This window comes from Pseudosporangium ferrugineum (assembly GCF_003002065.1).
Lineage (GTDB): Bacteria > Actinomycetota > Actinomycetes > Mycobacteriales > Micromonosporaceae > Actinoplanes > Actinoplanes ferrugineus_A.
On the sequence record NZ_PVZG01000011.1, the window covers coordinates 211,210 to 237,963 of the forward strand.

Annotated in this window: 17 protein-coding genes; 6 read left to right on the forward strand and 11 right to left on the reverse strand. The window is 73.2% G+C overall.

What is annotated here, in order from left to right; all coding sequences use genetic code 11:
• Window positions 1–282 precede the first annotated feature (282 nt).
• The gene (locus CLV70_RS23500) at window positions 283–4,344 is read right to left on the reverse strand and encodes a hypothetical protein (RefSeq protein ID WP_146164130.1); all 4,062 of its coding nucleotides are present in this window, start codon (window positions 4,342–4,344) and stop codon (window positions 283–285) included.
• Between the two features lie 655 nt (window positions 4,345–4,999).
• Between CLV70_RS23500 and dnaB the strand changes: the two genes are divergently transcribed.
• Complete coding sequence (gene dnaB, locus CLV70_RS23510) at window positions 5,000–6,442, forward strand: replicative DNA helicase (protein ID WP_106128742.1); 1,443 nt, start codon at window positions 5,000–5,002, stop codon at window positions 6,440–6,442.
• Window positions 6,443–6,600: 158 nt separating this feature from the next.
• Here dnaB and CLV70_RS41780 read toward each other — a convergent pair whose 3' ends face one another.
• The 3 genes from CLV70_RS41780 to CLV70_RS23525 are packed head-to-tail and all read right to left on the reverse strand — an operon-like array spanning window position 6,601 to window position 13,398.
• Window positions 6,601–12,654 carry a toxin glutamine deamidase domain-containing protein gene (locus CLV70_RS41780; protein ID WP_106128743.1) on the reverse strand — a complete coding sequence of 2,018 codons (6,054 nt, stop codon included), beginning with the start codon at window positions 12,652–12,654 and terminating at the stop codon, window positions 6,601–6,603.
• On the reverse strand, window positions 12,651–12,980 hold the full coding sequence (locus CLV70_RS23520; RefSeq protein ID WP_106128744.1) for a hypothetical protein: 330 nt from the start codon (window positions 12,978–12,980) through the stop codon (window positions 12,651–12,653). Before CLV70_RS23520 ends, CLV70_RS41780 begins: the two co-directional genes overlap by 4 nt.
• Entirely contained in the window at window positions 12,973–13,398 is a 426-nt protein-coding gene (locus CLV70_RS23525) for a YbaB/EbfC family nucleoid-associated protein (protein WP_245908407.1), read from the reverse strand. The genes CLV70_RS23520 and CLV70_RS23525 overlap by 8 nt, the downstream gene beginning before the upstream one ends.
• A gap of 109 nt (window positions 13,399–13,507) precedes the next feature.
• Here CLV70_RS23525 and CLV70_RS23530 point away from each other — a divergent pair, with 109 nt between their 5' ends.
• A complete protein-coding gene (locus CLV70_RS23530; protein ID WP_106128746.1) occupies window positions 13,508–14,740 on the forward strand; it encodes an SUKH-3 domain-containing protein in 1,233 nt (410 codons plus the stop codon).
• Between the two features lie 321 nt (window positions 14,741–15,061).
• Here the strand turns inward: CLV70_RS23530 and CLV70_RS23535 are convergent, their stop codons facing one another.
• From CLV70_RS23535 to CLV70_RS23545, 3 genes are read right to left on the reverse strand one after another with little or no spacing between them, the layout of a single operon-like run.
• The gene (locus tag CLV70_RS23535; protein WP_425440202.1) at window positions 15,062–15,493 is read right to left on the reverse strand and encodes a TFIIB-type zinc ribbon-containing protein; all 432 of its coding nucleotides are present in this window, start codon (window positions 15,491–15,493) and stop codon (window positions 15,062–15,064) included.
• A gap of 1 nt (window position 15,494) precedes the next feature.
• Window positions 15,495–16,832 carry a glycosyltransferase 87 family protein gene (locus CLV70_RS23540; protein WP_425440209.1) on the reverse strand — a complete coding sequence of 446 codons (1,338 nt, stop codon included), beginning with the start codon at window positions 16,830–16,832 and terminating at the stop codon, window positions 15,495–15,497.
• A complete protein-coding gene (locus tag CLV70_RS23545) occupies window positions 16,805–19,354 on the reverse strand; it encodes a putative bifunctional diguanylate cyclase/phosphodiesterase (RefSeq protein ID WP_170148652.1) in 2,550 nt (849 codons plus the stop codon). The genes CLV70_RS23540 and CLV70_RS23545 overlap by 28 nt, the downstream gene beginning before the upstream one ends.
• Before the next feature lie 627 nt (window positions 19,355–19,981).
• On the opposite strand from CLV70_RS23545, the gene moaC reads away from it, so the two are divergent.
• The 4 genes from moaC to CLV70_RS23565 are packed head-to-tail and all read left to right on the forward strand — an operon-like array spanning window position 19,982 to window position 22,588.
• Complete coding sequence (gene moaC, locus CLV70_RS23550; RefSeq protein WP_425440203.1) at window positions 19,982–20,455, forward strand: cyclic pyranopterin monophosphate synthase MoaC; 474 nt, start codon at window positions 19,982–19,984, stop codon at window positions 20,453–20,455.
• Window positions 20,428–20,937 (forward strand): MogA/MoaB family molybdenum cofactor biosynthesis protein, encoded by a 510-nt coding sequence (locus CLV70_RS23555; protein WP_211303850.1) that lies wholly within the window; start codon window positions 20,428–20,430, stop codon window positions 20,935–20,937. Before moaC ends, CLV70_RS23555 begins: the two co-directional genes overlap by 28 nt.
• A gap of 11 nt (window positions 20,938–20,948) precedes the next feature.
• Window positions 20,949–22,160 (forward strand): molybdopterin molybdotransferase MoeA, encoded by a 1,212-nt coding sequence (locus CLV70_RS23560; protein ID WP_106128841.1) that lies wholly within the window; start codon window positions 20,949–20,951, stop codon window positions 22,158–22,160.
• Window positions 22,157–22,588, forward strand: a complete 432-nt coding sequence (locus CLV70_RS23565; protein ID WP_106128750.1) for a molybdenum cofactor biosynthesis protein MoaE — start codon at window positions 22,157–22,159, stop codon at window positions 22,586–22,588. The genes CLV70_RS23560 and CLV70_RS23565 overlap by 4 nt, the downstream gene beginning before the upstream one ends.
• Here CLV70_RS23565 and CLV70_RS23570 read toward each other — a convergent pair.
• The 4 genes from CLV70_RS23570 to CLV70_RS23585 form a co-directional block, all read right to left on the reverse strand.
• Entirely contained in the window at window positions 22,575–23,915 is a 1,341-nt protein-coding gene (locus tag CLV70_RS23570) for a glycosyltransferase 87 family protein (RefSeq protein WP_158277808.1), read from the reverse strand. The two genes, CLV70_RS23565 and CLV70_RS23570, sit on opposite strands and share 14 nt — an antisense overlap.
• An 88-nt stretch (window positions 23,916–24,003) precedes the next feature.
• Window positions 24,004–24,579: a DoxX family protein gene (locus CLV70_RS23575; RefSeq protein WP_106128752.1), complete on the reverse strand. Its 576-nt coding sequence runs from the start codon at window positions 24,577–24,579 to the stop codon at window positions 24,004–24,006.
• A gap of 40 nt (window positions 24,580–24,619) precedes the next feature.
• Window positions 24,620–25,822 carry an ATP-binding protein gene (locus CLV70_RS23580; protein ID WP_106128753.1) on the reverse strand — a complete coding sequence of 401 codons (1,203 nt, stop codon included), beginning with the start codon at window positions 25,820–25,822 and terminating at the stop codon, window positions 24,620–24,622.
• 91 nt (window positions 25,823–25,913) lie between these two features.
• Window positions 25,914–26,645 (reverse strand): LppU/SCO3897 family protein, encoded by a 732-nt coding sequence (locus CLV70_RS23585; protein WP_106128754.1) that lies wholly within the window; start codon window positions 26,643–26,645, stop codon window positions 25,914–25,916.
• Between the last annotated feature and the right edge of the window lie 109 nt (window positions 26,646–26,754).

Sequence of the window (26,754 nt, forward strand, 5' to 3'; positions counted from 1 at the left end):
GCCTTTTTCATGTACGCCGCCGGCCGCCGAGCCTCCCGCACCGTGGCGGGATGCGTCAGGACCGCATCCGGCTCCATCCCCCCGGTCGTTGGCCTTCAACGGCAGGTCCCGCCGGGCTCGGGAGCGCCAGGTGTCGCGCCGCCGGTCACCACCCGGGTCCGCCGGCGCGCCGGGGTTGCGCTTGTCGGGCACCCACCTGGGTCCGCGGGGCTGCGCTTGTCGGGTGCCGCTCGGGTCCGTCGGGGTTGCGCTTGCCGGGTGCCGCTCGGGTGCGCTCGCGGGTCAGCTCAGGGACTGGCCGGTGATCGCCGAGGTCAGCACCGTGGCCAGGCCGCCGCCCATCACCGCCGCCGCCAGGCCCACGCTGGCCGCCTTCCATGATCCGCTCGCCCAGCGCAGGCCGACCGCCACCAGCATGCTCAGCACCAGCGACAGGCCGAACTGCGGCGCCGCTCCCGCCAGCGTGCTGAGGGCGTGCGCCTGCTGGGTGCCGTTGAGCACCAGCATGTAGAGGACGAAGAGCACGACCGGCACGCCGTACCAGACGACGGTGTAGCCGACCGCCGCGAGCGGGCCGCCGGTGTCCTCCTCGAGTTCCTCGTCCGGCTCCAGCAGATCGTTCTGCCGCGCCGTGGCGGCCGCGAACGTGCTGACCGGGCGGCGCTCGTACGTGCCCGCGGACGAGGCCATGACCGCGCCCCTCGGCGGCCATTCGGTGTCCGGCGGATCCTGCCAGCTGGCCCCCGTACGCTCGATGACCTCCGTGCGGCCCTCGGACGCCGAATTGGCGGCCGGCACCTTGACCGACGCCGAAGCCCCGTTCTTGGACGGCGGCCGGAACGGCACGAAGTCACTCGTGCCGAAGCGCCGGGACTCGCCGTCGGAGAGGTTGCTCTCGGCGACCAGCTCGCGCCGCCAGTCCCCCGATCTGCCCTCGCGGTACGTCGCCCCGCCACCCCGGGGACCCTCGTCCCGCTCGGCCTGCTGCCAGGCCGGCTGGTCGCCCCTCGGGCGGATCTCCGTCGCGTCGTCCGGCGCCACCCCCTCCTCGGCGCGCAACTTGCTGCGCCAGGCGTCGGTGCGGGCCGCGGCTTGGGCCTCGGCCCGCCACGCGCCCGGCTGCGCCGAGGTGGGCCGAGCGGCGCCGCCGCCGGGCTGGGACGAGGTGGGCCGGGCCGCGCCGCCGCCGGGCTGGGACGAGGTGGGCCGGGCCGCGCCGCCGCCCGGCAGAGAAGAGGTCGGGCGGGCCGAGCCGCCGGGCTGGTAGGAATCCGGTTCGGCCGCGGCGGCTGACCGGGCCGTGCCGGTGGGCTGCTCGGGCCGGGCCGTGCCGTAGGTCTGCTCGGATCGGGCCGTGCCGTAGGTCTGCTCCGGCCGGGCCGTGCCGTAGGGCTGGTCGGGGCGGGCCGTGCCGGTGGGGCGGTCCGGTCCGGGCGGGCGGATGGGCTGCGACGAGACGGGGCGGGCCGCGCCGGCGGCGGGCAGGGACGAGGTGGGACGTGGCGCGCCGCCGCCGGGCTGGGACGACACCGGCCGGGCCGAACCGATGGCGGGCCGGGACGAGCCCGGGTCGGGCTGCCGGGACAGGTCGTCCCCGGGCGCCAGGTCCCGGAGCCACGCGGTCGGGTCCTCGTCCGGCACGGCGACCGGACGACTCGACACGGGCCGGGTCGGAGGCTCGTTGTCGCGGCGGTACACCTCGGGATCGAGCGGAGGTTCGGCGCGGGCGGTGAGCTCCAGCGGACCGTCCGGCGCCCGGCGGCGACCCACTCGCGGGCCGTCCTCTCGCGGGTCTCGATCGCGCGGGCCACCGTCGCGCGGGTCTCGGTCGCGGAGGTCGCGGTCGCGGGGGTCTTCGTCGTCCGGGGCGCTGCGCCGGCGGACGGTTTCGCCGCTCTCGAGGGCAAGCGGGCCGCCGGGGACGTTGTCGTCGTCCGGCCGGGCCCTGCGCCGGCGCCGGGGCTGCCCGTCGTCCTCGTCGTCCTCGTCGTCGTCGACCTCGGCGCGGTGCCACTGGCCGGTGTCCGCGTCGCGGAGCCAGACGTCCGACTCCGGGTCCCGGTGCCAGTTGCCGGACTCGAGGTCGCGCTGCCAGCTCGTGTCGGGTTCGCGCCGGCGAGCGTACGCGGCCGGGCCCTCGCGGCGGGGCGTGCCCGGGCCGCGCTGAGCGTCCAGACCCCGGCGTGGCTCGTGGGGCGCCTCCGGACCGCGCTGGCGTCCGGGGCGGCGGCCGCGGGTGGTCTCGGGATCGCGCTGCCAGGAGCCGGTGTCCGCACGGGCGCCGGACTCGATCTCGCGCCGGCCCTCGCCCCGGCCGCGCCCGTCCTGCCGCCAGGAACCGGTGTCACGCGGGTCGTCCCGCTGCCAGGAACCCGTGTCGCGGAGGTCGTCCCGCTGCCAGGAACCCGTGTCACGCAAGTCGTCCCGCTGCCGGGAGCCGGTGTCACGGGAGTCGTCGCGCTGCCAGGAGCCGGTGTCGCGGAAGTCGTCGCGCTGCCGGGAGCCGGTGTCGCGGGAGTCGTCGCCCCGCGGCGAACCGAGCGCCTCGCGGGACCACGAGCCGGTGTCACGCGGGTCGTCTCGCTGCCAGGAGCCGGTGTCCGTACGGTCGGATCGGCCGCGCCGGCCGCCACTGTCGGCCGTCCCGGGGTCGCGCTGCCAGGAGCTCGTGTCCGCGCGGCTCTGCCAGCCGCCACCCTCGGTGTCGCGGGGCTGCAACGGGAGCGGGATCACGCCCGTCTCGGAGGCATTCTGGGCCCAGGGGTCCGCGGGCTCCGCGTCCCGCCGCCACGAGCCGCCGTCGCGCCAGCCGTCCCGCGAACCGCCACGGTCCTGATCGCTGCCCCGGCCTGCCTCGTCCCCGCTCCGCCAGCCGTTGGTGGTGGAGCTCGTGCGCCAGCTGTCCGAGGGCGCGTCGCGGCGCCAGCCCGGGGTGTCGGCGGCGGGGTCCTGGAAGGCCGGGATGCTGCCCGTGTCGGTGTGCCCGGCCCAGTTGTCGGCGTCCGAGCGCACCGTCCAGCCGGTGCCTCCGCTCGTACGGGATCCGGGGTCGGAGGCCCGGCGGCGGCCCGCGGAGCGCGACCCGTCGTCCAGGCCGGCCTGGCCGGCGGCCGATTCCCGCCGCCATTGCGCGCGGTCGTCCTCGCGGACCAGGTGCCGGCCGTTGTCGAACGCGGACCAACTTCCCGTGTACGCCGAGGGCTGCGGATTCTGCCAACTCGGCGGATCCTGGGGCCGATCGGCGGCCGGACGGCTCGGTTCACGCGGGGGTGCGGACTCCGAGCGTGACTCGGTGAACTGCTGCCAGCTCGGGCGCGAATCCCATGACGGGCGGGGCAGCGGGGCGTCGGCGGGCTGCTGTGCCGGCCGGGCCGACGTCTCCCAGGGCGGCGCCGGCGGAGCCGTCGGCGGCGCGGCGAAGGCCTGCCACGACGGGCGCTCCTCGATGCGCTGCCAGCTCGGCGCGGCGTCGGCCGGGCGCTGCTGCCAGGACGGCGTGCTTTCCTCCGGGCGCTGCTGCCAGGACGGGGTCGCGTCCTCCGGGCGCTGCTGCCGGCTGGGGGCCGCATCTGCCGGCCGCATCTGCCAGCTGGGGGTGGCGTCCGCCGGCCGTTGCTGCCAGGCGGGGCCGGCGTCGGCGGGGCGCTGCAGCGAGCCGGGAGCGGGATCGGCCGGGCGCTGCTGCCAGCTGGGGGTGGCGTCGCCGGGGCGGGTCTGCCAGCTCGGGGGCGCGTCGCCGGGGCGCGTGAGGTCGGCCGCACGCTGCCACGACGGCGGGGCGTCGGCGGGACGTTGCTGCCAGGACGGGGTGCTCTCCGGGGGAGCCGCCCGCTGCCAGGAGGGGGTGTCGGCCGCGGGCTGCTGCCAGCTCGGCACGGACGACGACGCCGGCGGCTGCTGCCAGGACGGGGTGGCGGACTGCTGCCAGCTAGGGACGGCCGAGGCCGGCGGCGTGGCGGACTGCGGGTCGGCCGAGTCGGGGGTGGGCCAGGCGGTGCCCGAGATCGCCGGCAACCGGGTCGGCGGCTCGGTCGCGGGCGGGACGAAGCCGTCGGCGTCACCCGCCTGCCACGCCTCGGTGGTGGTGCGCCAGCCGTGCCTACCCGAGGCGGAGCGCCATTCGGTGGTCTGTCGCCAGTGCGCGCTGTCCGTGGTGGCACGCCACTCCGCTGTCGACGTACGCCAGCCCACGCCGTCGGCGGGAATCGGCGGGCGACCGGTCGCCTCGACGTCGGACCAGCGGCTCACCGTGCCCGAACTGGACTTTTCGACCGCCTGGTCCTCATTCTGCGCCCAGGCCTCGGCGCGCAGTGACCACGCGACCGCTTCGGGAATGGGCTGCATGCTGCCGGTGTCCGTGACGGACCCGGTGCCCCAGACGGTGGCGCCTGGCTCCGCATTCGAGGAGGAATCAGGACTTTCCGGGCTGGCTGTGGATGACCAGGGCTCCGCACCGCTCCTTTCGCGCGGCAGGCGGGCGCCGTAGTCCCACTCCCGTTGGTCCACCTGAAAAGCGTGACGTGCGTTCCCCGGTTCTGCAACGCCCTAGGGCGATGGCTTCGTCACGACCGGCACCTTTTTATTCCCTCCACACGGTGGGGACGGTGAAATGGCAGGTCACGGCCGCGCCTCGCGCCGCGGCGGCTGGTGTTTTACACAGGCTGTGCACAGGGCCACGCACAGGCGCGGCCCCGTTGTCCACAGGTTGTCCCGAGGCTCGTCCACCGCCCCTGTTGGGCCGATGACGTGCTGCTTCGTATGGTTACCCGCGCCGGATCACGCGTACGGGTCGATTCGGGCCGGGCGTCCCGGAGTTTTGGGGGATTTGGTGGTCTGTGTCACTCGGCCGGGTCGCGCTCACTCGAAAGTGTCGTACCCGGGTTGTTTGATCGACTCGAACGGGTGATCGGGAGGCGCGGGCTGCGCTGCCTCGGTGGGCGGTGCGGCGGGTTCCGGCAATTCGCGGTGGGATCAGGCAGGCGGGGAAGGGGAGGTCGGAGTGTCGATCACCGATGACGCACGGCCGGAGTCCCGGCCACAGTCGTCCGGCGGGCGTCCGGGCGGCAGCGGCAGGCCCCCCGGCGGCGGCGGGCCGCCCCCGGCCGAGGGCGGGTTCGACAAGACGCCGCCCCAGGACGTCGCCGCCGAGCAGAGCGTCCTCGGCGGCATGCTGCTGTCCAAGGACGCCATCGCCGACGTGGTCGAGATCCTCAAAACCCACGACTTCTACCGCCCGGTGCACGCCACGATCTTCGACATCATTCTTGATCTGTACGGCCGGGGCGAACCCGCCGACGGCGTCACGGTGGCGGCGGCGCTGGCCGACTCCGGCGACCTCCAGCGCATCGGCGGGGTGCCGTACCTGCACACCCTGATCGAGAGCGTGCCGACCGCGGCCAACGCGGCGTATTACGCCCGCATCGTCTCCGAGCGCGCCGTCCTGCGCCGGCTGGTGGAGGCCGGCACCAAGATCGTGCAGCTCGGCTACGGCGCCAACGGCCACGGCGGCCGGGACGTGGACGACATCGTCGACCTGGCCCAGCAGGCCATCTACGACGTCACCGAGAACCGGGTCAGCGAGGACTTCGCCACGTTGGGCGACATGCTGCAGCCGACCCTGGACGAGATCGAGGCCGTGGGCGCCTCGGGCGGCATGATGACCGGCGTACCGACCGGCTTCAACGACCTGGACCGGCTCCTCAACGGCCTGCACCCCGGCCAGCTGATCATCGTGGCCGGCCGCCCCGGTCTCGGCAAGTCGACCGTCAGCATGGACTTCGCCCGCAACGCGGCCATCCGCTCCAACTGCGCCAGCGCCATCTTCTCCCTCGAAATGAGCAAGATCGAGATGGTCATGCGCCTGCTCTCCGCGGAGGCCCGCGTCCCGCTGCACTCCCTGCGCTCCGGCCAGCTCTCCGACGACGACTGGACCAAGCTCGCCCGCCGCATGGGCGAGATCAGCGAGGCACCGATCTTCGTCGACGACACCCCGAGCATGAACCTCATGGAGATCCGAGCGAAGGCCCGCCGCCTCAAGCAGCGCCACAACCTCAAACTCCTGGTGATCGACTACCTGCAGCTCATGACCTCACCGAAGAAGACGGAGAGCCGCCAGCAGGAGGTCTCCGAACTGTCCCGAGGCCTGAAGCTGCTGGCCAAGGAGATCGAGTGCCCGGTGATCGCGGTGAGCCAGCTGAACCGAGGCCCGGAACAACGTACGGACAAGCGCCCCCAGCTCTCCGACCTGCGTGAATCAGGCTCCATCGAGCAGGACGCCGACGTCGTGCTCCTCCTCCACCGCGACGACTACTACGACAAGGAATCCCCCCGAGCGGGCGAAGCGGACTTCATCGTGGCAAAGCACCGAAACGGCCCGACGGACACCGTCACGGTCGCGGCCCAGCTGCACCTGTCCCGCTTCGTCGACATGGCCATCGTCTAGCGTCGCTGGTCCGCTCGGCGCCCCCTGTTCCGGGCGTCGGCATCCCGAGCTGTCGTGCGATTCCACGGCGGGGACGACTGGTGTTTTCGGGCGTCGGCATCCCGAGCCGCCGCGCGGTCCCACGGCGGGAACGACCGGCATCCCGGGCCGTGAACCGCTCAGGCGCTGACGTTGATGTCTCCCGAATCGCCCCGCCACCCGACAGACCCACCGTCGCCGGTGAAGACGATCATCCGCTGACCGGCGCCGACGTCCCGCCCCTGCCGGCGCCAAGCCTCCAACGTCCGCCGAATTCCCCGCACCGCCCCGTCGATCGTCAACCCGACCGGCCGGCCGTCGACAACAGCAACGGCAACCCGGGAATCCAACCCGAACGACTCCCGCAACCGCTGCTCCACCCGGCGCGAAAAATCGGCATCGTCACCACCCGCCGGCTCCCGAGGATCAAGCCACGAAAGATGCCCGTACGAGCCGGCATCCTGCGCATCGACGCGAACGATCACCCGATCAGCATCAACACCCCGAACGTCGTACGAATCCCCCAACCGCTCGGCGGCCCGCCGCTGCTCGGCGTACCCGAGGACCTCGGCATAATGGGCCCCCACCTGGAACGCGGCACCCAGCGCACCCACCACCAGCCCGGCCCGATCCCCACGCCCGGAAAGCCCACGCCCCCCGATCAACCCGCCGATCTCAATGGTCAGGGACGGGGCGGACCGTACTCCCACCCCATCCTCTCCCCCTCCTGACACATCTCCAGCAGAGCCGTCTCGCTCGGCAACTCCACCCGAAGCACCTCCCGAGCGATCTCCTCCGCCACCAACCGATCGATCACCCGTGTTCTGCCCTGGTACTTGTGGTCGTACAGGATCGGGACGGCCAGCGCCGGGGCGTAGATCCAGTCCTTCCGGGGAACGCTCCAGATCACCGCCTGAAGGGGGCTGTCCGGCAGGACCTGGTACGCGATCAGGCTCGTGATCGTCCCCGACATGTCCGCCTTCAGGACTGCCTGATAGTCGAACGGCTTGTCGGTCATCTCCGCCATCCGATCTTGTAGTGCGGAGCGGCTCCGCTCGGGTGAGGCCATGATCAGCCAGCAATTCGTCGAATGATCTGCCCAGCCGGTCCAGGTGGCGAGCGTACTCGCGCCACAAAGCCGGCTCGTCGGCAATCGAACGCCGGAGAGACGTGTCGACATTCTTGGTGATGGGCAGTTGATCGATGCCCCGCGGTTGGTGGTCCGCCATTCCTGCCTCACGGTTGAGGCGCACCATCATGAGCAACGCTTCGGCGCGGGGTACGGCGGGTGCTCGCTTGTAGCGAAGAACCTCATACGCGCTGTGGGTAGCCGTCGAGACTTCGCGTGAAAGCGCCGTCGGGAACTGAAGTTCGAACGTGAAGCCCGAGGGATCGGCGATGGTCACGTTGAGCCCGTTGTGGCGGCCCTCGGCGTCCCAGAAGTTCACCATCTTGCCGGACGTGAAACCGGCCTTCGCCAGCTCGTCGAGGGACGCTCGGACAGAGGCGACGTAGTCATCTTCCGAAACTTGGATGGAGAAACGAACCCGGTCCTTGGTGTTCGCGAGGAAGGTGGGCACGTCCAGGTCCTCGAACGCAGACTCGACGGCGAACGCGCGAGCAAGCGAATGCGCCGTCTTGACCCGGTGCTCCTCCCCGACGATTCGAGGCGGAGGGGACGCCTCGAGCGAGTGGAGCGAACTCACGGCTCGGTGAAGACCGGCGGAAATTCGAGGAGCCGCCTCCTCCGCCTCGGCCACGGAGGCGACGAGCAGCGCACGGTCGCCGGCGGCGAGAGAGGCGAGCAGGCGTCGCTCCTCTGCTTCCGGATCGAATTCCGGTCCCGAGTCGGGGCGTGCCTCGGGTTTGCGCTGCACTTCGCTCTCGACCGCTGTGGTGCCAGGGGGTTTGCTGGCGATGACTCGTTCTCGGAGGAAGCGTCGCGCGGGGGATTCGTTGTTGGTGCGGGGGCGGATGGTCAGGGCCGCGGTGTCGGGTTCGAGGAAGGTTGCTGATCGGGCGGGGGCCGGTTCGGTGGTGGGGTTCAGGTTTTCGATGCCCGGGACGTCTTCCGGTTGCAGGGCCCAGTGGGCGAGCGCCTCGTTCAGGGTCATGTCGTCGGCGGCCAGGGCTTCGCAGTAGGTGGTCCAGGCTGCGGCGCCTGTGGGGGTGGTGGTCCAGCGGGCCAGGGAGGTGTCGACCGGGATGATGCCTTCGAGGGTGGGGATGCCTTCCGGCTGGTGGGCCGGCATTGCGTGGAGTTTGTTGATGGTGAGGGTGGCCAGGAAGGCCTCGACGCGTTCGATGGGGGTGGGGTTCGGGAGCTCTTGGAGTTCGCGGGTGTGGCTGTCGACCGTACGGGACAGTTCCGTGGGGAATTGGAGTTCCATGCGGAAGCCGGCGGGGGTGCGGACGGTGACGTCCAGGCCGTTGCGGTGGCCTCGGCCGTTGTTCCAGTAGCTGGCTATTTCCAGGGCTTGGCATCCCGAGGCCTCGAGGTGGGCGAGGGCCTGGACCAGGCGGAAGGCGTAGTCGGATTCCGGGAGGACGACCGAGAAGCGCACCCGGTCGGTGGTGGCCTCCAGGAATTCGTCGACGGAAGAGGCGGTCGCGGTGAAGGCGCTGATCAGGGACGCCGCGGGTCTGACGCGATTCTCTTCGTCCACCACTTCGCCACCGATCGCGGCGGCGAGGTCGCGGATTCGGGGCAGTGCGGCGTCGGCGACCGATTGTGCTTCGGTCACCGAGGTTGTCAGGGCGGTGAGTTGTTCCTCGGTGGGCGAGTCCGCGTGGTGCTGCTGGTGGTCGTGCTCGCCCTGATCGTGTTCCAGCGTGGCGCCGGTCGGCTCCGGGATTTTGCGGCTCCACAAACCCGCTTCGTGGTAGGGAAGCGGCGCCGGATTGCCCAGGGAGTCGACCACCAGGGCGTCCATGGAGACGACGTTGTCCGGGGCGGTCGTTCCCCTGTGGGCGTACAGCGGGGTGGTTTCGGAAATGCGGGCCGTCTGGGGGTCGAGGAACAGGATCGTGCCGTTCTGGTTCACGGCCGTCCAGGCGTGTGCTGTCCCCTGCTCCGAATCCGTGACGATGAAGGCGAAGGCGCCGGGCCCCGCGTTGTACAGGTGATTGTGCAGGTTTGTCATGGCCTGATCGACCGCGGCTTTCGCCTGCTCCGGGGGGAGCGCTCCCACGTACGGGCAGAGGCCCTGGAATTCGGCGCCGGTCGTTTCCTCGATGCGGGCCAGGCCGGATTCCTCGGCGCCGAGCGGGCGGGTCGGCTCGCCCTGGGCGTACGCGTCGAAGGTTCTCGGTGCCGCGACCCGCGGGCGGCCGTGCACGTAGGTCTCGAACAGCGAAAGAACGGCGTCGACGCAGTTGATGCCGCGCGTGGGGTCGACGGCCGGGCCGCCGTCGTTGGCCCGCGCGAACCAGCCGCCCTCCCGCGGATCGGCCAGGCGCTGCACCCGGCCGTCCGAGCGTCGCGGCATCGCGCGCTCAAGATCAAGCTGGTGTACGGCGAGAGGCGGGCGAAGGCCACCCCGTTTCCCGTACGGGCGGGAGCGGTCGATCGGGGGCGGATCGTCGCCGCCGGTGAGCGCCGACTCGTTGCCGGTCTCGACGCCGGCGGTGGCCCTGAGGTCGAGGTCGTCGTTCAGGCGGGCCCAGGCGGGCGGGGTCAGGTGGGTGGGGGCGGGTGCTCCGGCGCGTACGGAATCGATCCGGTTTGCCAGGTTTTGCAGGTCTTGCTGGGTGAGGCGGGCGTCGGCCTGGAACTCGTCGGTGGGGTGGTGGCGCTCGGCGGCGTCGGCGAGGTGGTGGATCTTCGCGCGGTGGGTGTCGGCGAGGTGGATCAGGTAATCGGTGTGGTCGTCGCGCCGCACCCGATCGCGCGCGGCCGGAGCGGCATCGACGGTCGGGTTCCCGGTCGGCTCCGCGGCGAAAGCAGGCGGTTCCGCGGCGGAAGTAGTCGGTTCCGGGGCAAGAGCGGAAGGTTCCGCGCCGGGAGACGTCGGCTGCGACGCAGGAGCGGTTGGCTCCCACGCGGCGGCGGTTGGCTCCGCGGCGGGAGCCGGCGGGTTGGGAGAGGGAGCTGACGACGAGCCGAGCGTGTCGGTCGCCGCGGCAGGATCGCGGGAGGCGCGCGGGTTGATCGTCGGTAGTTGGCCGGTGGGGGTGAGCATCGGCTGGGGGTCGGCGGGGGGCGCCTCGTCGCGGTAGGCGCGATGCCAATCGTGGGGCGCGCGCGTGACCAGGGTGGTGTCGACCGGTGTGTGCCGCAGGTCGGTGAGTTCCGTCTCCGCTCGGCCGACGGCCAGGGAGGCTTCGATCACGTCCGCCTCGAAGAACTGGGCCAGCGCCGGGTCGAGCTTCAGGAACTTCGCGACCCGCAGGGAGCGCCGCGCGTGCCGGGCGCGGCGGCGGGCGCTGTCGACCTTCTGCGCCAGCGCGTCGAGTCTGTCTTGCCGCCTGAGCTGGGCGTACGCCTCGCGCTGCTGCGGTGCGGACGCAGCGGCCGGCGGCGCGCCGGGTTCGGCCGGTCGCGCCACGAACGTCGTCGCAAGATCCTCGGGCACGTCCACAGCTTCGTCCCGATCGCCGCCGCCGGGAAGGGCGCTGGTCGTGGGAACTGTGACGGAAACGCCACCCGATGCGGGTGTCGATACGGAAGGTGGCGGGCTTGTGACGGAAACGCTCACTGTCGCGGGATACGGCCCAGCGATGCCCGCTGAAGAGGGGGCCGCGACGGAACTGCCGGCTGGTGCGGCCGCTGCGACGGAACTGCTGGTTGATGTGGGCGCCGCGACGGAATTGCCGGCTGGTGTGGTGGGTGCGGCGGAGAGGCTGGCTGTTGCGGGATACGAGTCGGAAGTGCCCGTGGGTGTGGCGGTGGTGACGGGCATGCCGGCTGGTGCGGGAGGGCCCGCCGGGTCAGCAAGGGCGGTGTCGGCAGGAAGAGAGGGACCGCTGGGCGGTGCTGAAGCGGCGAGGGAGGTGTCGCCCGGAGGCCCTGCCGGTGGTTCCGGGGAGACCCGGACGGCGGAATGGGTGGAGGTCGGCGGCGCGCTCTGCGATGCATGATCGAGTGCCGCGACGGACGATGCGGGCCCGGCAGGCTGAGGCGCCGTCTGAGGTGTCAGGCTGCGCCCGCCAGTCGACCCTGCCGGATCGAGTGCCGCAGGCGCAGGCTCCAGCGGGTCGAGTTGCGGCACGGTGAGGCCCGTCATGTCCGGCCGGGTGGAGTCGAGCGCCGCTCCCGCCGCCCCCGAGCTTGCCGCTTTGCCCAGGTCCTCGAGGTCCGGCAGGTCCCCCGAGACCGCCGACGCGCCGAGCTCTCCCAGCACCTCCGCGCCCATACCGCGGGAAATCCCGGTGGGTGGTCCGCTGCGTCCCAGGCCGGCCCCGGCCGCCGCGAAGCCGCCCACGAAGCCGCCGGCCGCCGACTTCGCCGTCCGCTTCCACTCCGGGCCGTCCGCCCGACCGGTCGAGGTCTGGTGGAGCTGGATGCCCGCGTCGGTGGCGGCTTCCTCGCCCATCTCGGCCAGGCCCTCGGTCACCGCCTCGCGGCCGAGGTGTTGGAGGCCCTCGCGGGTCGTCAGTTGCTTCGCCGCCCGCTCGCCGGCCTCCTTCAGCGTCTTCTTGAGGGCCTTCCTGCCCAGCCGCTCGACCAGGCGCTGGAAGATCTGCTGGATGGCGAACCGGGTGGCGGCGATGAGCCCGCCCGCGGCCGGGGACGCCGCGCCCAGGGTCAGGGTGACCACGATCGCCGCGCCGACCAGTTCGGTGAGGAACAGGCCGATCTCGATCCAGGCCTCGAGTTTCGCGCCCTCGATGTCGCGGCCGCATTCCTCGACGAGTTTGCCCAGCTCGTCGGCGATCTCCAGCAGGGACATGAGCGGCGCCCGGTCCTCGACCGCGACCTTGTCCCAGGCGCCGATGAAGGCCTGCGCGCTGACGCCGGTGCCGCCGCCGTAGCCGCTGATCACCCGGTGGGCGGCGTCGAACGCCTCGTCGCGGGGGTCCGCGAGCAGGTTGGCGATCCTGTACCAGCGGTCGGCGACGTCCCACGTGGCCTGCTCGTCCCCCTCCGGCCAGTCGAAGCCGACGACCCACTCGAGCGCCTCGTAGGCCCAGCCGGGCACCTCGAACGGGGAGAACTCGAGCGGGTGGGGGATCGGGCTGGGGAGGATCGTCACGACCTTTTCCTGTACGTGTGCTCCACGCGTACCGATGCGGCGTCGTCCGTCCGCGTGGCCTCCCGGACGGCCTGGACCACCGCGTCGCCGAGGCCTTCCACGTAGCCGCCGAGCTTCTCCCAGGCCTGGAGGACCTGCTGCTCGATGGGGCGGTAGTTGCGTTCGAAGGCCTGTCCGGCGTCGTCGCTGCCCCACGGGCGGGTGTCGCTGCGGGCCGCCACCTCGGCACCGGCGCCGTTGCGCAGCTCGGTGAGGTGCCGGCCGGCGTCCGTGAGGTCCCGCCCGCCGGCCGCCGCCCGGCCGGGGTCGAGCCAGAGCTCACCCATGGCCCGGGTCCGCCTCTCGCATGGCCGCGTCCTGCCGGTGCAGCAGCGAGCCGAGGTCGTCGTCGCGGAGGTAGCGCATCGGGCCGGAGTCGACCGGCAGGTAGCCCGCCATGAGTCGCTGCACCTCGGCCGCCGCCAGCTCCGCGGCGCGGGCGGTCGTCTCGACGATGGCGTGGCTCAGCCGACCGGCGTCCATGTCCCGGTAGATGCGGCGGTCGAGGCGCAGGTCGAGGAGCTGGCCGCGGGGGCCGACGGTGGCCCGGATCAGCCCGTCCTCGGATTCGGCGCTGATCCGCACCTCGGCGAGGCGGCGTTGGATATCGTCCACATCGGACCGCAGACGCTGATAGCGGCCGAACACGTCGTCGAGGCGTGCCCGCAAGGGGTGGTTGGCGTCGCGGTCCGCCGTCTCCGGCACGGTTCCTCCTCCCTCGGCGTCATCGACGGGGATTGACCCTACCGGGCGACGCGGGGCGGTGCGTTCCGGTAACTTCAGCGCGCACGCGGTTGGCACACGAGGGGGCCCGATGATCACACTGGCGGAGGCCGAGGAGATCGCCGCCGGGTGGGCGCGGGGCGAGTCCGAGCGCCGGGGGTACGAGTGCACGCCCATGGTGAGCGAGTTCGACCTCGGCTTCGTGGTCTGGACGAAGCAGCCGTCGAGCGTGCTGCCCATTCCCGGCGACGGTGTGCGTACGGTGATCGACCGCGAGACCGGCGCCGTGTCGACGTTTCCCGGGGTGCCCGTCGCGGTGGTCGCCGACCTCTACCGCCAGCAGCAGCCCGAGGTGGCGGCCCGGCGGCGGACCGTGGCTCCCGAGGTGGAGCTGCGGCGTAACGCCCGGCGCCGGCCCTCGCCGACGACCGCCGCGCACCTGACCGTGGACGGTCGCCTGTTCATCGCGCGGGGCGCGAAGGGCGATCAGCGCATCGACCATCACCCGCTGGTGGCGGCCCACCTGCGGGCGATGGAACCCGGTTCACGCGTACGCGGCACCGAACGTCACGCCGAGCTCATCGTGCTGTCCGACGTCCTGTACGAGGCCGACCGGCTCCGCGCCGTCCCATTGACGCTGGACGAGGCCCGCGCGTGGTTGCGGACGGCGGAGTTCGAGGCGGTCCTGGTGCGGGAGCCGGGCGATCCGCTGGCCGGGGCGCCGGCGCGGCCGTGCGAGTCGTGTCTGGTGACGCTCGTCGACTTCGCGCTCGTGCCGTGGCCGCAGCTGGCGTTCGTGGAGCCGCTCCGGCCGTACTCGGAGAATGTGGCGCAGCCGGGCCGCTTCCCGGACCAGGTCGCGGGCGCGCTGGCCGACGCGGGCTGGCGGCCGATGCACCGGATGGTGGCGGAGGCCCTGGCCGACGGCATCATCGAGGACGTCGTCGCGGTGCCGGGCCGGCGCTTCCCGCACCGGTCGTTCCCCGCCGCACGCAACGCGATCATGGACTTTCCGGGCATCTTCTGCGGCCTGCGCGTGCCGGGCGCGCAGCGGCAGGTCCGGTGGCTGTCGCTGGAACCGGCGGCGGCCGCGCACACCGCCGACGTGCTCGGCGAACTCGCCGAGGTGATCGGGGCGGCGCTGTTCCCCCTCGGGGTGGAGGCGAAGGGCGACGCGATCGTGGCGATCGACGAGCGGGGGCGGCTGTTCGCGCTCGATCAGGGCGGGGAGTGGTTCCTCGGCGAGACGCTCGACGAGGGCCTGGTCAGCCTGCTCACCGGCGACGGACCCGCGGAGCGGATCCGCGACGACGGCACCTGGTAACCCACGGCCGGTCGGCACAGCAGCGGCCCACCCGCGAGTCCACCGCGCCGGCCCACCGCGCGGGCCCGCCCGCCAGTCCACCGCGGCGGCTCGCCGGCCGATCGGGCTGGCCCGCCGGTCGATCCAGTGCGCCGGCCCGCCGTCCATCGCACCGGCCCGCCCGCCGGTCGATCGGGCTGGCCCGCCGGTCGATCCACTTCGCCGCTCGCCGTCCACTGCGCCGGCCGCCGTGTTGGCCCTGCTGGGCGCGACGGGAGTCGGCGGGCGGCGATGGGCGGCGGCCGGCGTGGGGCTCGGAAGCCCGCACGCCGGTGGCGACGATCAGTCGAAGAGTTCGCCGAGGAAGCTCTTCCGGCGGCGGTAGTGGCCGTGGTGGCCCTGGCGCCGGTAGTGCCCGTGGTAGCCGCCGTGCCCGTACTGCGGCGCGCCACCGTACGCGGCCGGCGGGTAGGCGGGCTGGCCGTAGGCGGGGGCGGGCGGCGGCGGGGACGCGTAGCCGCCACCGTGGGCGGGCGGGGGCGGCGGAGGCGCGTAGCCACCGGGAGCCGCGGGCGGGGGCGGTGCCTGAGCGGGCCGCGGCGGCGCGCTGGCGGGGGCCTGGCGGTTGTTCCAGTTGGCCTCGGCCTCGAAGAGTTTTTCCAGCTCACCGCGGTCGAGGAAGATGCCCCGGCATTCGGTGCACTGGTCGACGGTGACGCCGCTGCGCTCGTAGACCCGCATCTCGCCGTGACACTTGGGACAGGTCATCTGCATCTCACAAACGGTACAAGGCGTTGTCACTCCGCGGTGCCGTTGTTCCTGTGGGTTGCCTGAGGACCAGCGCCGGGGCCCAGACCAGTAGCGCCAGCGGATACAGCAGGTAGCCGAAGCGGGTCGTCGGCATGAGGAGGATCGCGGCGAGCAGGCCGTACCCGCAGAAGAGCGCGGCCGTCGCGGCGGTGACCGGCGGGCGGCGGACGAGCACGACGGCGATCGCCAGGGCCGCCGCGGCGAGCAGCGCGATCGCCACGAAGCGTCCGCCGGGCACGGCCTCCGCGATCAGGTAGCCGGGGAACGGCGACTGCGCGGGGCTGGTCACGATGCCGTGGCCGAGCGGGAAGCGGATCACGTTCTCCACGAAGGCGTCGCCGTCGACGAGGAACGCCGGCAGCAGCGCGAGCACGGGCAGGCCGAGCGCGCCGGGCAGGAAGCGGCGCAGGTTCCCGGTGGTGAAGGCGAGCACGATCAGGACGGCCACGACCGGCAGGGCGAAGAGCTTGAGCGCGGCGGCAGCGCCCACGGCCACCCCGGCAGCCCCGAAGCGGCCGGCAGCACCCGCGGCCGGGCCGGCGGCACTCAAGCGGCCGGCGGCACCCGCGTCCGGGCCGGCACCGCTCACGGCCGGGCCGGCGGCGCAGCATGCCAGCGCGAGCAGGCACAGGGCCAGCACCGGCAGGTCGTCGCCGCCGGTCGCGAGGGTCAGGGCGCAGATCGGGAGGACCGTGGCGAACTGCAGCGCGCGTACCGGGGAGGAACGCAGCAGGCGGACGGCCGTGACCAGGGCCGCCGCGGTGACCACCGCGAACCAGATCCGCGCGTCCGTCCACCAGACGTCGCCGAAGGCGGCGCGGGGCAGGCCGAACACGGCCATTCCCGGCTGGTACGGGGCATAGCCCAGCAACCGCTCCCCCGCGGGCAGCGCGCCGATCGCCTCCGGCCCGAGGTACGGCGTGCCGGTGTGCGCCAGCCGCTCACCCATGTGCTCGACGACGAGCACCTCCTCCTGGGCCCGGTCGGCGCGCCCCGCCGAACGCTGCACCGCCTGCACCACCAGCGGAAGGAGCGCCACCGCGGCCCAGGTCAGCCAGGTCAGCGGCGCCCGGAGCGCGGGACGCCGCAGGCCCAGTTGCAGGGCGACGGCGAGGAAGGCGGCGACGTAGCCCCACACCGCGACGCCGCCCCAGGCGCGGTGCGGCAGCAGCGTGGAGGTCAGCGCGGTGACCAGCGCGAAGACGGCGGAGAGCCCGTAGAGCACGGCGTCCGCGAGGAGGCCGCCGGCGGCACGATCGATCCGCTGCAGCACCCTCACGCAGGCAAGTGTGGCAGAGGCGATCTCGGGTTGCGGCGGCGCGCCATCCGCACCACCGATCCGGACCTGTGCAGCGGGCCGGCCAGGAAGCCCGGGCGTCCCTCGGAGCCGCGCTGGAGGGTGGCCAGCAGCCGGCCGGCGCGCATCGGGCGCGCGAACAGGTGGCCCTGACCGGCGACACAGCCGAGCTCCCACAGGGCGTGCCGCTGCGGTTCGCTCTCCACCCCGTCCGCCACCACGGCGAGGTGGAGGCTGCGGGCGAGGTCGACGGTCGAGCGGACGACCGCGGCGGCCTCGGCGGAGGTCTCGACCGCGACCACGAACTCGCGGTCGACCTTGAGCTGGTGGACCGGGATGCGGGACAGCACCGAGAGCGAGGACACGCCCGTGCCGAAGTCGTCGAGGGTCAGCTTGACGCCGGCGTCGCGCAGCTCGGTGAGCGCCCGGTCGACCACCTCCAGCTGGCTCAGCGTGAGGGTCTCGGCGAACTCGAGCACGAGCCGGTCCGGCGGTACGGCGTGGCCGGCGAGCCGGTTCAGCACCGCGGCCGGGAAGGTCGGGTCGAGCAGGCTGCGCGGCGACACGTTGACGGCGACGGGCAGGTCGAAGCCCGCCTCCCGCCAGGCGCCGATCGCGGCCAGCGACTCGTCGAGGACGGCGTCGGCGAACGCGGGCAACTGCCCGGACCGCTCGACGGTCTCCAGGAACTGCATCGGGGTGAGGTCGCCGTGCTCGGGATGGTGCCAGCGGGCCAGCGCCTCCGCGGAGACGACCTCGCCGCTGCTCAGGTCGACGATCGGCTGAAAGTCCACGACGAACTCGCGCCGCGCGACGGCCCGGGTCAGTTCGCCGCCGAGCACCAGCCGGCCGACGTCCGCGGTGTCGCGGGAGTGGGCGTACATGGCCGTCCGGCGGCCGCCGCGTTTCGCCTCGTACATGGCCACATCGGCGCGACGCATCAACTCTTGCACCCCGCCGCTGCCGGGGGCGAGGGCGATGCCGCCGGCCGCTTCGACCGTGAGCTGCATGCCGTCGACCTCGATCGGGCGGTCCAGGGTGGAGAGCAGTTCCGCGGCGCGGTGGGTGGCGACGGCCGGGGCGGGCAGGCCGGTCAGCAGGACCGCGAACTCGTCGCCGCCGAGCCGGGCGACCAGGTCGCCGGGGCGGGCCGCGTCCTCCAGGCGCCGGGCGACCGCGCGCAGCACCTCGTCCCCGGCGGCGTGCCCGAGCGTGTCGTTGACCTCCTTGAAGTGGTTGAGGTCGATCAGCAGCATCGCGAACATGCCGTCCGGGGCGCGCTGCCCGAAGATCCGGTTGGCCTCGTCCAGCAGTTCGCGGCGGTTGGCCAGGCCGGTCAGCGGGTCGTGGGTGGCCGCGTACGCGTTCTCGGCGTTGATCCGCTTGAGTTGCGCGTACGCCCGGGCATTGCCGATGGCCGTGGAGAGCGACGACGCGAACGCCTGAAGCTTGTACTGCTCGGATTCGTTGAGCTTCACCGGCTTGCGGAAGCGCAGCCGCAGCACCCCGATGCTCCCGGTCTCGGGGCCGTCCAGGCGCGCCTCGACCACGGCGCCGACCCGGGTGGGCGCGTCGCGCAGGGCGCCCTCGAAGCCCAGCCGTCCCGCCGCGCCGCGCACGATCCGGGGCGGTTCGACGTCGTCGAGCTGGATCTCGGCCTCGTCGGCGGAGAAGAGTTCGGGGGTACGCGTCACCGCCGCGTGCAGCACGGCCGAGAGCTCGGTCACGTTGAGCCGGTCGGTCGTGCTGGCCAGCCGGCGCCAGGCCTCCAGGTCGGCCCGCTGCCGGATCTTCGCCCGGGTGGTCAGCTTGACCACGAGCACCACCGGGACGATGGCCCAGATCAGGTGCTGCTCCTTGCCGATGGCCAGCACGACGAGCACGGCGAACACGAGGTTGACGAGGCGGAGCCAGGCCTGGACGTCCCAGATGCGGCGGGCCGCCTGGCGCCACGAGGTGCGCGTCGAGAGGGCCAGCACCGTGTGACCGAGGAGGTCGTCCACGATCGCGTAGGCGAACGCGGTCAGGGCCAGCCCGGCGACCAGGCGCTCGAGCGGCGGCGGCGCGGAGACGAAGTCCGATGCCGGCCGGATGCCGGCGAGGTACGCGGCCGAGGCGCCGGCGGTCGCGGCGACGGTGTCCTTCGCGACGTTGAAGGCGGCCTTCATCGGCTGTTGCCGGATGAGGACCTTGGAGGCGAGGACGCCGACGGCGGTGCAGAGGATCACCCAGGGCAGGGGCACCGTGGCGACGGCGATGAGGATCGAGCCGGAGGTGGCGGAGAAGAGACGGTTGTCCGAGCGGACCCGCAACTCCATGAAGTGGCCGCTGGCCGCCGCGATGATGGTGGTGAGGGCGAGGAGGAAGGGGAGGTCGCCGACCAGCACGCCGGGTGCCGACACGGTCGCGCGGATCAGACAGCAGACCCCCAGAAACGCGACTAGGCCGACATACAGCCGGAGCTGCTTGTCGACCTTCGCGTCGTTCACTGCGGACGCCCCATGCACCCATGGTCCCCCGCTGCCCATACAGGCTGTCAATCCCTCGTCATCGGTGAGTAGCAATCTGCTGGTCGAGGCTCAGCCCCAGTCGGTCTCACTCATGTCGCACCTCCACCCCTGCGAGCCGTCATTCCGTCATCGGTGAACTGGTGGGCTCAGCCCCAGTCGGTCTCACGCATCGCGCACCTCCGCTTTTGTGAATGGCGTCGGCCGGCCATTAGGCGGCCGGCCCGGGGACAAATCTCGTCGTGCTGTCCGTGCCGTTCTCTGCCCAAGAGGTTAGGAAAAGAACGACCAGCATGGAAGAATGATTTGTCGCTCGTTTCACGAATTGCGAGTTGCGCGCACTTTGTGCCGAATCCGTGACGGATTACTGACGCTCCGCAGTGGAGGCTTGCCCCCGTCGTCATCGCCCCAAACGGGGTAAAATCCCTGCTGCGGGCCGTGGCGAGCAGGATGAATGTACGACGCCGGGTGCCTTCAGGCCGAATCCGCAAAGCGTGGTGCGGATCAATTCACTGCGTAGAACGGATTGCAATCCGAATTCGCTACGCAAAGCGAAGGATCGCTGACGATGCGCAAATGCCGGGCGCGCCGAATTCCGGGGGCGGCCGGCCGGTGGATAGTCTGGCCCATGTGACGAACGCAGCGAAAATGACGCATGTCGACGCCGACGGCGCGGCCCGCATGGTGGACGTGTCGGCCAAGACGGTGACCGTACGCCGGGCCGTCGCCGCCGGCCGCCTGGTCACGACCGCCGAGGTGGTGACCCTGCTGCGCGGCGACGGCCTGCCCAAGGGGGACGCCCTCGCCGTCGCCCGGCTCGCCGGCATCATGGGCGCGAAGCGGACACCCGACCTCGTGCCGCTCTGCCATCCCATCGGGCTGCACGGCGTCACCGTCGACCTCACGATCACCGACACCGGGGTGGACATCGTCGCCACCACGCGGACCGCCGACCGCACGGGCGTCGAGATGGAGGCGCTCACCGCGGTCGCGACCGCCGGGCTCGCGTTGATCGACATGGTCAAGGCCGTCGACCCGGCCGCCAGCATCGAGGCCGTCCGCGTCCTGCGCAAGGAGGGCGGCAAGACCGGCGAATGGGTACGCCCGCAGGACCGCCCGTGATCCGCGCCCGCGTCATCGTCGCCTCCAACCGTGCCGCCGCCGGCGTGTACGAGGACACCAGCGGTCCCCTGCTCGTCGCCGGCCTGCGCGACCTCGGCTGCGAGGTGGACGCGGCGCCGGTGGTGGTGCCCGACGGTCCCCCGGTCGCCGAGGCCCTGCGCGCGGCCGTCGCCGACCGCGTCGACGTGGTGCTGACCAGCGGTGGCACCGGTGTCACACCCACCGACCGCACCCCCGAGGCGACCCGGCCGCTGCTCGACTTCGAGGTGCCCGGCATCGCCGAGGCGATCCGTGCGTACAGCCGGGACAAGGTGCCGGCCGCCGCGCTGTCCCGGGGGCTGGCCGGGGTCGCCGGGCGTACGCTGATCGTGAACCTGCCGGGCTCGTCGGGCGGCGCGCGGGACGGGCTCGCGGTGCTCGGCCCGATCCTCGCCCACACCGTGGAACAGCTCCGCGGCGGCGACCATAAGCTGCACGGGTGAGCGCACAGAGCATGCCGATCGACTGGGACAAGGCCCGCACCCTGGCCTACGAGGCCGGACGGGCGGCGGCGGGGCCGGCGGAGCACGTGGCCCTGGCCGGTGCTGACGGCCGTACGCTGGCGGAGCCGCTCGTCGCTCTTGCCGATCTGCCCGCCTTCCCCACCTCGAGCATCGACGGCTGGGCCGTGCGCGGCGAGGCACCGTGGCGCCCGATCGGCCGGGTGCTGGCCGGCTCCACGCCGCCGCCGCTGACCGAGGACGGCACGTGCGTCGAGATCGCCACCGGCGCGATGGTCCCGTCCGGCGCGGCGGCCCTGGTCCGGGTCGAGGAGTCGGCCCGTGACGCCGAGGGACGGGTCAGCGGCACCCCCCGGCCCCAGCCGGAGTGGCGGCTCGCGGGCGACGAGGCGCGCCGCGGCGAGGAGCTGCTCCCGGCCGGCACGCCGGTGGACCCCGCGGTGCTCGGCATGGCGGCCACCTGCGGCTACGACACCATTCCCGTACGCCCGCAGCCCCGCGCCGCCCTCCTCGTCTTCGGCGACGAGCTGCTGACCAGCGGCCCGCCGGGCGAGGGACGGGTCCGTGACTCGCTGAGCCCCCTGGTCCCCGCGTGGCTGCGCCGCTATGGCGCCACCGTGGATTCCGGCGCCGTCCTGGGCCCGGTGCGAGACACCCTCGAAGCCCACCTGGAGGCGATCCGGCACGGGCTGGCGGTCGCCGACGTGGTCTGCACGACCGGCGGCACGATGCACGGTCCCGTCGACCACCTGCACCCGGCCCTGTCCACCCTCGACGCCGAGTACGTGGTCAACACCGTCGCGGTCCGCCCCGGCTTCCCGATGCTGCTCGCCCGGGTGGCCGGACCGGACGGCCGCCCGCGGTTCCTCGCCGGGCTGCCGGGCAATCCGCAGTCCGCGGTCATCGCCCTGGTGTCGCTGGTCGCGCCGCTCCTGGCCGGCCTGCACGGGCGCGACCTGCCGGCGCTGCCGCGGGTGGAGCTGGCCGCGCCGGTGCCCGGCCGGGGCGGCTTCACCCACCTGGCCCTGGCCGCCCTCGACGCCGACGGCCGCCGGGCGACGCCCGTGGGCCACGCCGGCTCCTCCATGCTGCGCGGTCTCGCCCGCGCGCACGGCTTCGTCGTGGTCCGCCCGGACCGGCAGGCCGCCGCCGGCGAGCTCGTCTCCTTCCTGCCCCTTCCGCTGTCTCCCGGGGAGCGCCCATGACCAGCACCGACACCGTCCGGATCGCCGAGGTCGGCGACGTCGCGCTGGACCTCGCGGCCCACGAGAAGGCGGTGGCGGACCCGCGCGCCGGGGCCGTCGTGTCCTTCCAGGGCGTCGTCCGCGACCACGATCACGGCCGCGGCGTGACGGTCCTGGAGTACGAGGGCCACCCGACGGCCGCGGCGGTGCTGCGGGAGGTCGCGGACGAGATCGCGGCGGACCCCGACGTCTACGCGGTGGCCGTCTCGCACCGGATCGGCACGCTGCAGATCGGCGACGTGGCGCTGGTGGCCGCGGTCAGCACCGCGCACCGGGCGGCGGCGTTCGCGGCGTGCGGCCGCCTGGTCGACGAGGCCAAGGCCCGGCTGCCGATCTGGAAGCGGCAGGTCTTCACCGACGGCACCGAGGAATGGGTCAACTGCCCCTGACGAGCGGCTCCCGCGGCGGCGGGATGATGGCCGGCCGGTCGGAGGCGACGCGCGGCGCCGGGGCGGTGGGCGCCGCGCCCGGTCGCCACGGCAGGGCGTTGACCAGCAGGATCAGGGCCAGGGCGTACGAGTTGCGGGACACCGGGTCGGTCAGGCCGCTCATCGGGGCGAGCACGACCAGCAGGTACGTGAGCACGGCGGCCGTGGCGAGCCCCGATCCCGGCCGGCGCGGGCGCAGCGACGGCGGCCGCCGGGCCGCGAACCGGCGCCGGGCCGCCTCGTCGAGCAGGACCAGCACCGCGGGCAGCACCCAGACGAGCTCGTGCGTGCCGGTGACCGGGCCCGTGATCGCCGCGGTGATGCCCACCAGGGTGAACGCGGTGACCTCGTCGCCCTCCGCGTGCGCGGACCGGGCCCGGATCATCCCCACCGCCACGACGAGCAGCGAGAACGACAGCCACAGCAGCAGGGGCGTGGAGGCCGAGTCGTACAGCCGGGCCAGCACGCCGGCCAGCGACTGGTTGGCGGGCGCGTCGACCGGGCCGCTGCGGTCGATCCGCCACAGCACCTCGCCGGCCCAGGCCACGGTCTCGTGCGGGGCGATCAGCAGCGCGCCCGCCGCGGCCGCCGCCGTGGTGGCCGCGGCGGTGAGGGCGGCCCGCCACTGCTTCGTCACCGCCAGGTAGCCGATGAAGAACGCCGGGGTGACCGCCAGCGCCGTGGCCAGGCCCACGCCGATCCCGGCCCAGCCGCCCTCGATCCGCATCCGGCGCAGCCTGGGCGCGGGTACGGCCGGGGCCGGGCGTCCGGGCCACCAGCGCGCCCGCCGGTCCGCGCAGGCCCGCCGGCGCAACGCCACGATGTCGGCGGTGACCAGCCCGAACACCAACAGGTCGAGGGTGCCGAGGCCGAGGGAGGCGCGTACCGGCTCGGCGGTCAGGGCGAGGGCGCCGGCGGCGAGCACCACCGGCCAGCGGCGGCGGCCGTATCGCCGGGCGACCGGGCCGGCCAGGGCGATGAGGGCCAGCGCGAGCGCCGCGACGCCGGCGAGCGCCACCAACCAGCCGGCGACCGGCAGCGGCAGGACGGCGGCGAGCGCCACGAGCAGCGCGGCGGGCGGCGGCAGGGCGGTGCCCAGGTGGCTGTCCGGGGCCCGGTACGCGTACAGCCCGTCGCCGGCCAGCCAGCTCGCCGCGGCGCCGCGATCCAGGGCGAGGCTGCTGAAGCCGTACCGCTGGGCGATGGTGGTGATCGCCGCCAGGATTCCGACGCAGGCGAGGCCGACCACGACGGACCGGGAGGTCAGGGGGCGTGCCGATGTCCGCATAGCGGGCATGCCCGACCTCCCGTGGCTCGTCCGCTCGGTGCTCTGACCGCTTAACGGCGCGACGCCCGGTTTGGTGATTGCCGGATGATCAACCCGGGAGGCGACGGGCGGCGACCGCGGACCGGGCGGCGATCCTGGCCTCGCGCCGGGCCGTGCGCACCGTGCGCCGCGCGGACCGCTGGGAGCGCTCGACCGCGCGGCTGACCGATCGCTGCGAACGCCCGAGGGCGTGGCTGGTCCGATACCGCAGGCCGGGCTTGCCCTGGGTGTCCACCGCCGCGAGCAGCAGCCCGCCGAGCAGCGCCACGTTCTTGAGGAAGTGGGTCTCGTGCTGGGTCCGCTCCGGCTCCGGGAACGTCCAGAACGGATGCCCGGCGATGGTCGTCGGCACGAGCCCGGCGGCGAGCACCGCGGCGGAGGGCCGGGTGAACCGCCCGGTGGCCAGCAGCAGGCCGGCGGCCACGTCGCTGGCGGCCTTGAGCCGGACCAGGGCCCGGGCCTCGCTCGGCAGGCGCGGATCCACCTTCTCGATCATCGGACCGACCCGGTCGGTCACCCGCTTGGCGGCGGCGACCTTGGAGTCGGGGTTGAGCACGATGCGGGCTCCGCTGACGACGAAGATGGCACCGAGCATGGCACGGGCGGCGGCGCGTACGGGCTTCATAGCCTCGTTATACCCGGGTCCACCGACATTGACCCTGCCATCAGGGCTGGGTGCGCAGGTACCGGCCGAAGTGCGGGACGGTGAAGGCGACCGTGCCGCGCTCGCCGGAGTAGATCAGCCCCTTCTTGATCAGGGCGTCGCGGGCGGGCGACAGGCTCGCCGGCCGCCGCGAGAGGGACGCGGCGATCTCCGAGGTGGGCACCGCCGCGTCCATGTCGTTGTCGGCCTCGCCGGACAGCGCCGCCATCGCGCGCATGTACTCCCGCTCCGCCGGGGTGGCCCGCTCGAACCGGGAGCCGAAGAAGCCCACGGCCAGCTCGGCCTCGGCCTCGGGGGCGGCCACCAGGACGTCCTCCGCGGTCACCGGCGAGGTCGGCGCGTGGTCCCAGGTCGCCTTCCCGTACGCCTGCACGAAGTACGGATATCCGCCCGACTTCTCGTAGAGCAGGTCGAGCGCCTTGGCCTCGTACTCGACGTCCTCGCGTGCCGCCGGGGCGCACAGGGCCAGGTCGGCGGCGATCCGGTCGAGCCGGTCGATGCGCTGGTAGCGGAACAACCGCTCGGAGTACGACTTCGCCGCGGACAGCACGGCCGGCAGGTGCGGCAGGCCGGCACCGACGACGATCAGCGGGGCGCCCAGCTGGGACAACTCGTGGCACGCGGCGCAGAGCGCGGACACGTCCGCGGGGCCGAGGTCCTGCATCTCGTCGATGAACAGGGCGATGCCGGTGCCGACGTCGGTGGCGAGCGAGGCGGCGTCGGTGAACAGCTCGACCAGGTCGATCTCGATGTCCCCGGAGTCGGCCCGGCCGCGGGCGGGCGGCACGTCGATGCCGGGCGTCCATCGGTCGCGCAGCTTGGCGTTGGCGTCGTTGGCGCGCAGGGCGAACGCCTTGAGGACCGCCAGCACCTCGTCCACCCGGTCGGGGTTGCGGTGGTGCGGGGCCAGCTCGCGGATCGCCATGTGCAGGGCGGCGGACACCGGGCGGCGCAGCGACTGGTCGGGACGGGCCTCGATCTTGCCGGTGCCCCAGAGCCGGCCGATCGCCGCCGACCGCAGGGTGTTGAGCAGGACGGTCTTGCCCACGCCGCGCAGGCCGGTCAGCACGAGGCTGCGTTCGGGGCGGCCCCGGGCCACCCGCTCCAGCACGACGTCGAAGGCGTCCAGCTCGCGGCCGCGTCCGGCCAGCTCGGGCGGGCGCTGCCCGGCACCGGGCGCGTACGGGTTCCGGACCGGATCCACGGATAGCACCGTATCGGGCCGTCTAGCCGAAAAGCTAGAGTTCGCTAGGCGAGCCCTCTATACGGCTATCTAGGATCAACGCTAGATCGCACTAGCCGGCGCCATACTCCTTCAGGCAGAGCACGAAGTCGAGGCTGTCCAGCTCGCTGTCGTAGAAGTACCACTTCGTGTACTGCTGAACCTTGCCGCACTTGTTCTCGGCGTCCGCCTCGCCGGTCGTGCGCCCGTCGACCCGCTTGAGCACCTGGTACGTCCCGGTGGCGCAGGACACGATCTTCAGGTCGGGGCTGTCGTCGGCGTTGCCCTCGTTCCGGACACACTGGCCCTTCTTGACGAACCGCGCGTCCTCGCTGGTCTGCGGCTCGGGGGCGGCCACCTCGTTGGTGGCCGTGGTGGCCGGCACGGTCGGCCCGGAGGCTCCATCGGCGGTGCCGCTCCGAGACACCAGCCAGGCGGTCGTGCCGAGGCCGCCGCAGATCAGCAGGCCCAGGACGATGACCAGGGCGACGATCGGGGCGTTCCGCCGCTTCCGGGGCAGGGGCATCGGCGGCTGCTGCCAGGGCGGCGGCGTGTTCAGCGGCGGCGGCGTGTTGAGCGGCGGCGGCGTGTTGAGCGGCGGCGGCGTGTTGAGCGGCCCCGACGGGTAGGCCGCCGGCGTGTACGCCGTCCCGGTCGGCGGCACGGACAGCGGCTGGCCGCCCCACGCATGATCCGGCGCCTGCGCGTCACCCCACGGATCGGCCGGCTCGGTGTACGGCTCCTCGGACCCCGGCGGGCCACCGTTCTGCCAGCCCTGGCCGGGGTACGGGCCGTTCTGCGACATCGGGTTCCTCCAGGCGGGATTCGCTGTACGCCACCGTAGCGTGGACCTCCCGCGCCATCCCTCCCGGAATCGCGCCGACCAGCCCGACCTGTCGGTAACAAGACGCGCC

Excerpts from the sequence above, each read along its gene's own strand:
- CLV70_RS23500 (WP_146164130.1), bottom strand. The coding sequence starts at position 4,344 with ATGCAGCCCATTCCCGAAGCGGTCGCGTGGTCACTGCGCGCCGAGGCC.
- CLV70_RS23520 (WP_106128744.1), bottom strand. The coding sequence starts at position 12,980 with ATGGGTGAGCTCTGGCTCGACCCCGGCCGGGCGGCGGCCGGCGGGCGG.
- CLV70_RS23530 (WP_106128746.1), top strand. The coding sequence starts at position 13,508 with ATGATCACACTGGCGGAGGCCGAGGAGATCGCCGCCGGGTGGGCGCGG.
- CLV70_RS23535 (WP_425440202.1), bottom strand. The coding sequence starts at position 15,493 with ATGCAGATGACCTGTCCCAAGTGTCACGGCGAGATGCGGGTCTACGAG.
- CLV70_RS23545 (WP_170148652.1), bottom strand. The coding sequence starts at position 19,354 with ATGGGCAGCGGGGGACCATGGGTGCATGGGGCGTCCGCAGTGAACGAC.
- moaC (WP_425440203.1), top strand. The coding sequence starts at position 19,982 with ATGACGCATGTCGACGCCGACGGCGCGGCCCGCATGGTGGACGTGTCG.
- CLV70_RS23555 (WP_211303850.1), top strand. The coding sequence starts at position 20,428 with ATGGGTACGCCCGCAGGACCGCCCGTGATCCGCGCCCGCGTCATCGTC.
- CLV70_RS23560 (WP_106128841.1), top strand. The coding sequence starts at position 20,949 with ATGCCGATCGACTGGGACAAGGCCCGCACCCTGGCCTACGAGGCCGGA.
- CLV70_RS23565 (WP_106128750.1), top strand. The coding sequence starts at position 22,157 with ATGACCAGCACCGACACCGTCCGGATCGCCGAGGTCGGCGACGTCGCG.
- CLV70_RS23570 (WP_158277808.1), bottom strand. The coding sequence starts at position 23,915 with ATGCGGACATCGGCACGCCCCCTGACCTCCCGGTCCGTCGTGGTCGGC.
- CLV70_RS23575 (WP_106128752.1), bottom strand. The coding sequence starts at position 24,579 with ATGAAGCCCGTACGCGCCGCCGCCCGTGCCATGCTCGGTGCCATCTTC.
- CLV70_RS23585 (WP_106128754.1), bottom strand. The coding sequence starts at position 26,645 with ATGTCGCAGAACGGCCCGTACCCCGGCCAGGGCTGGCAGAACGGTGGC.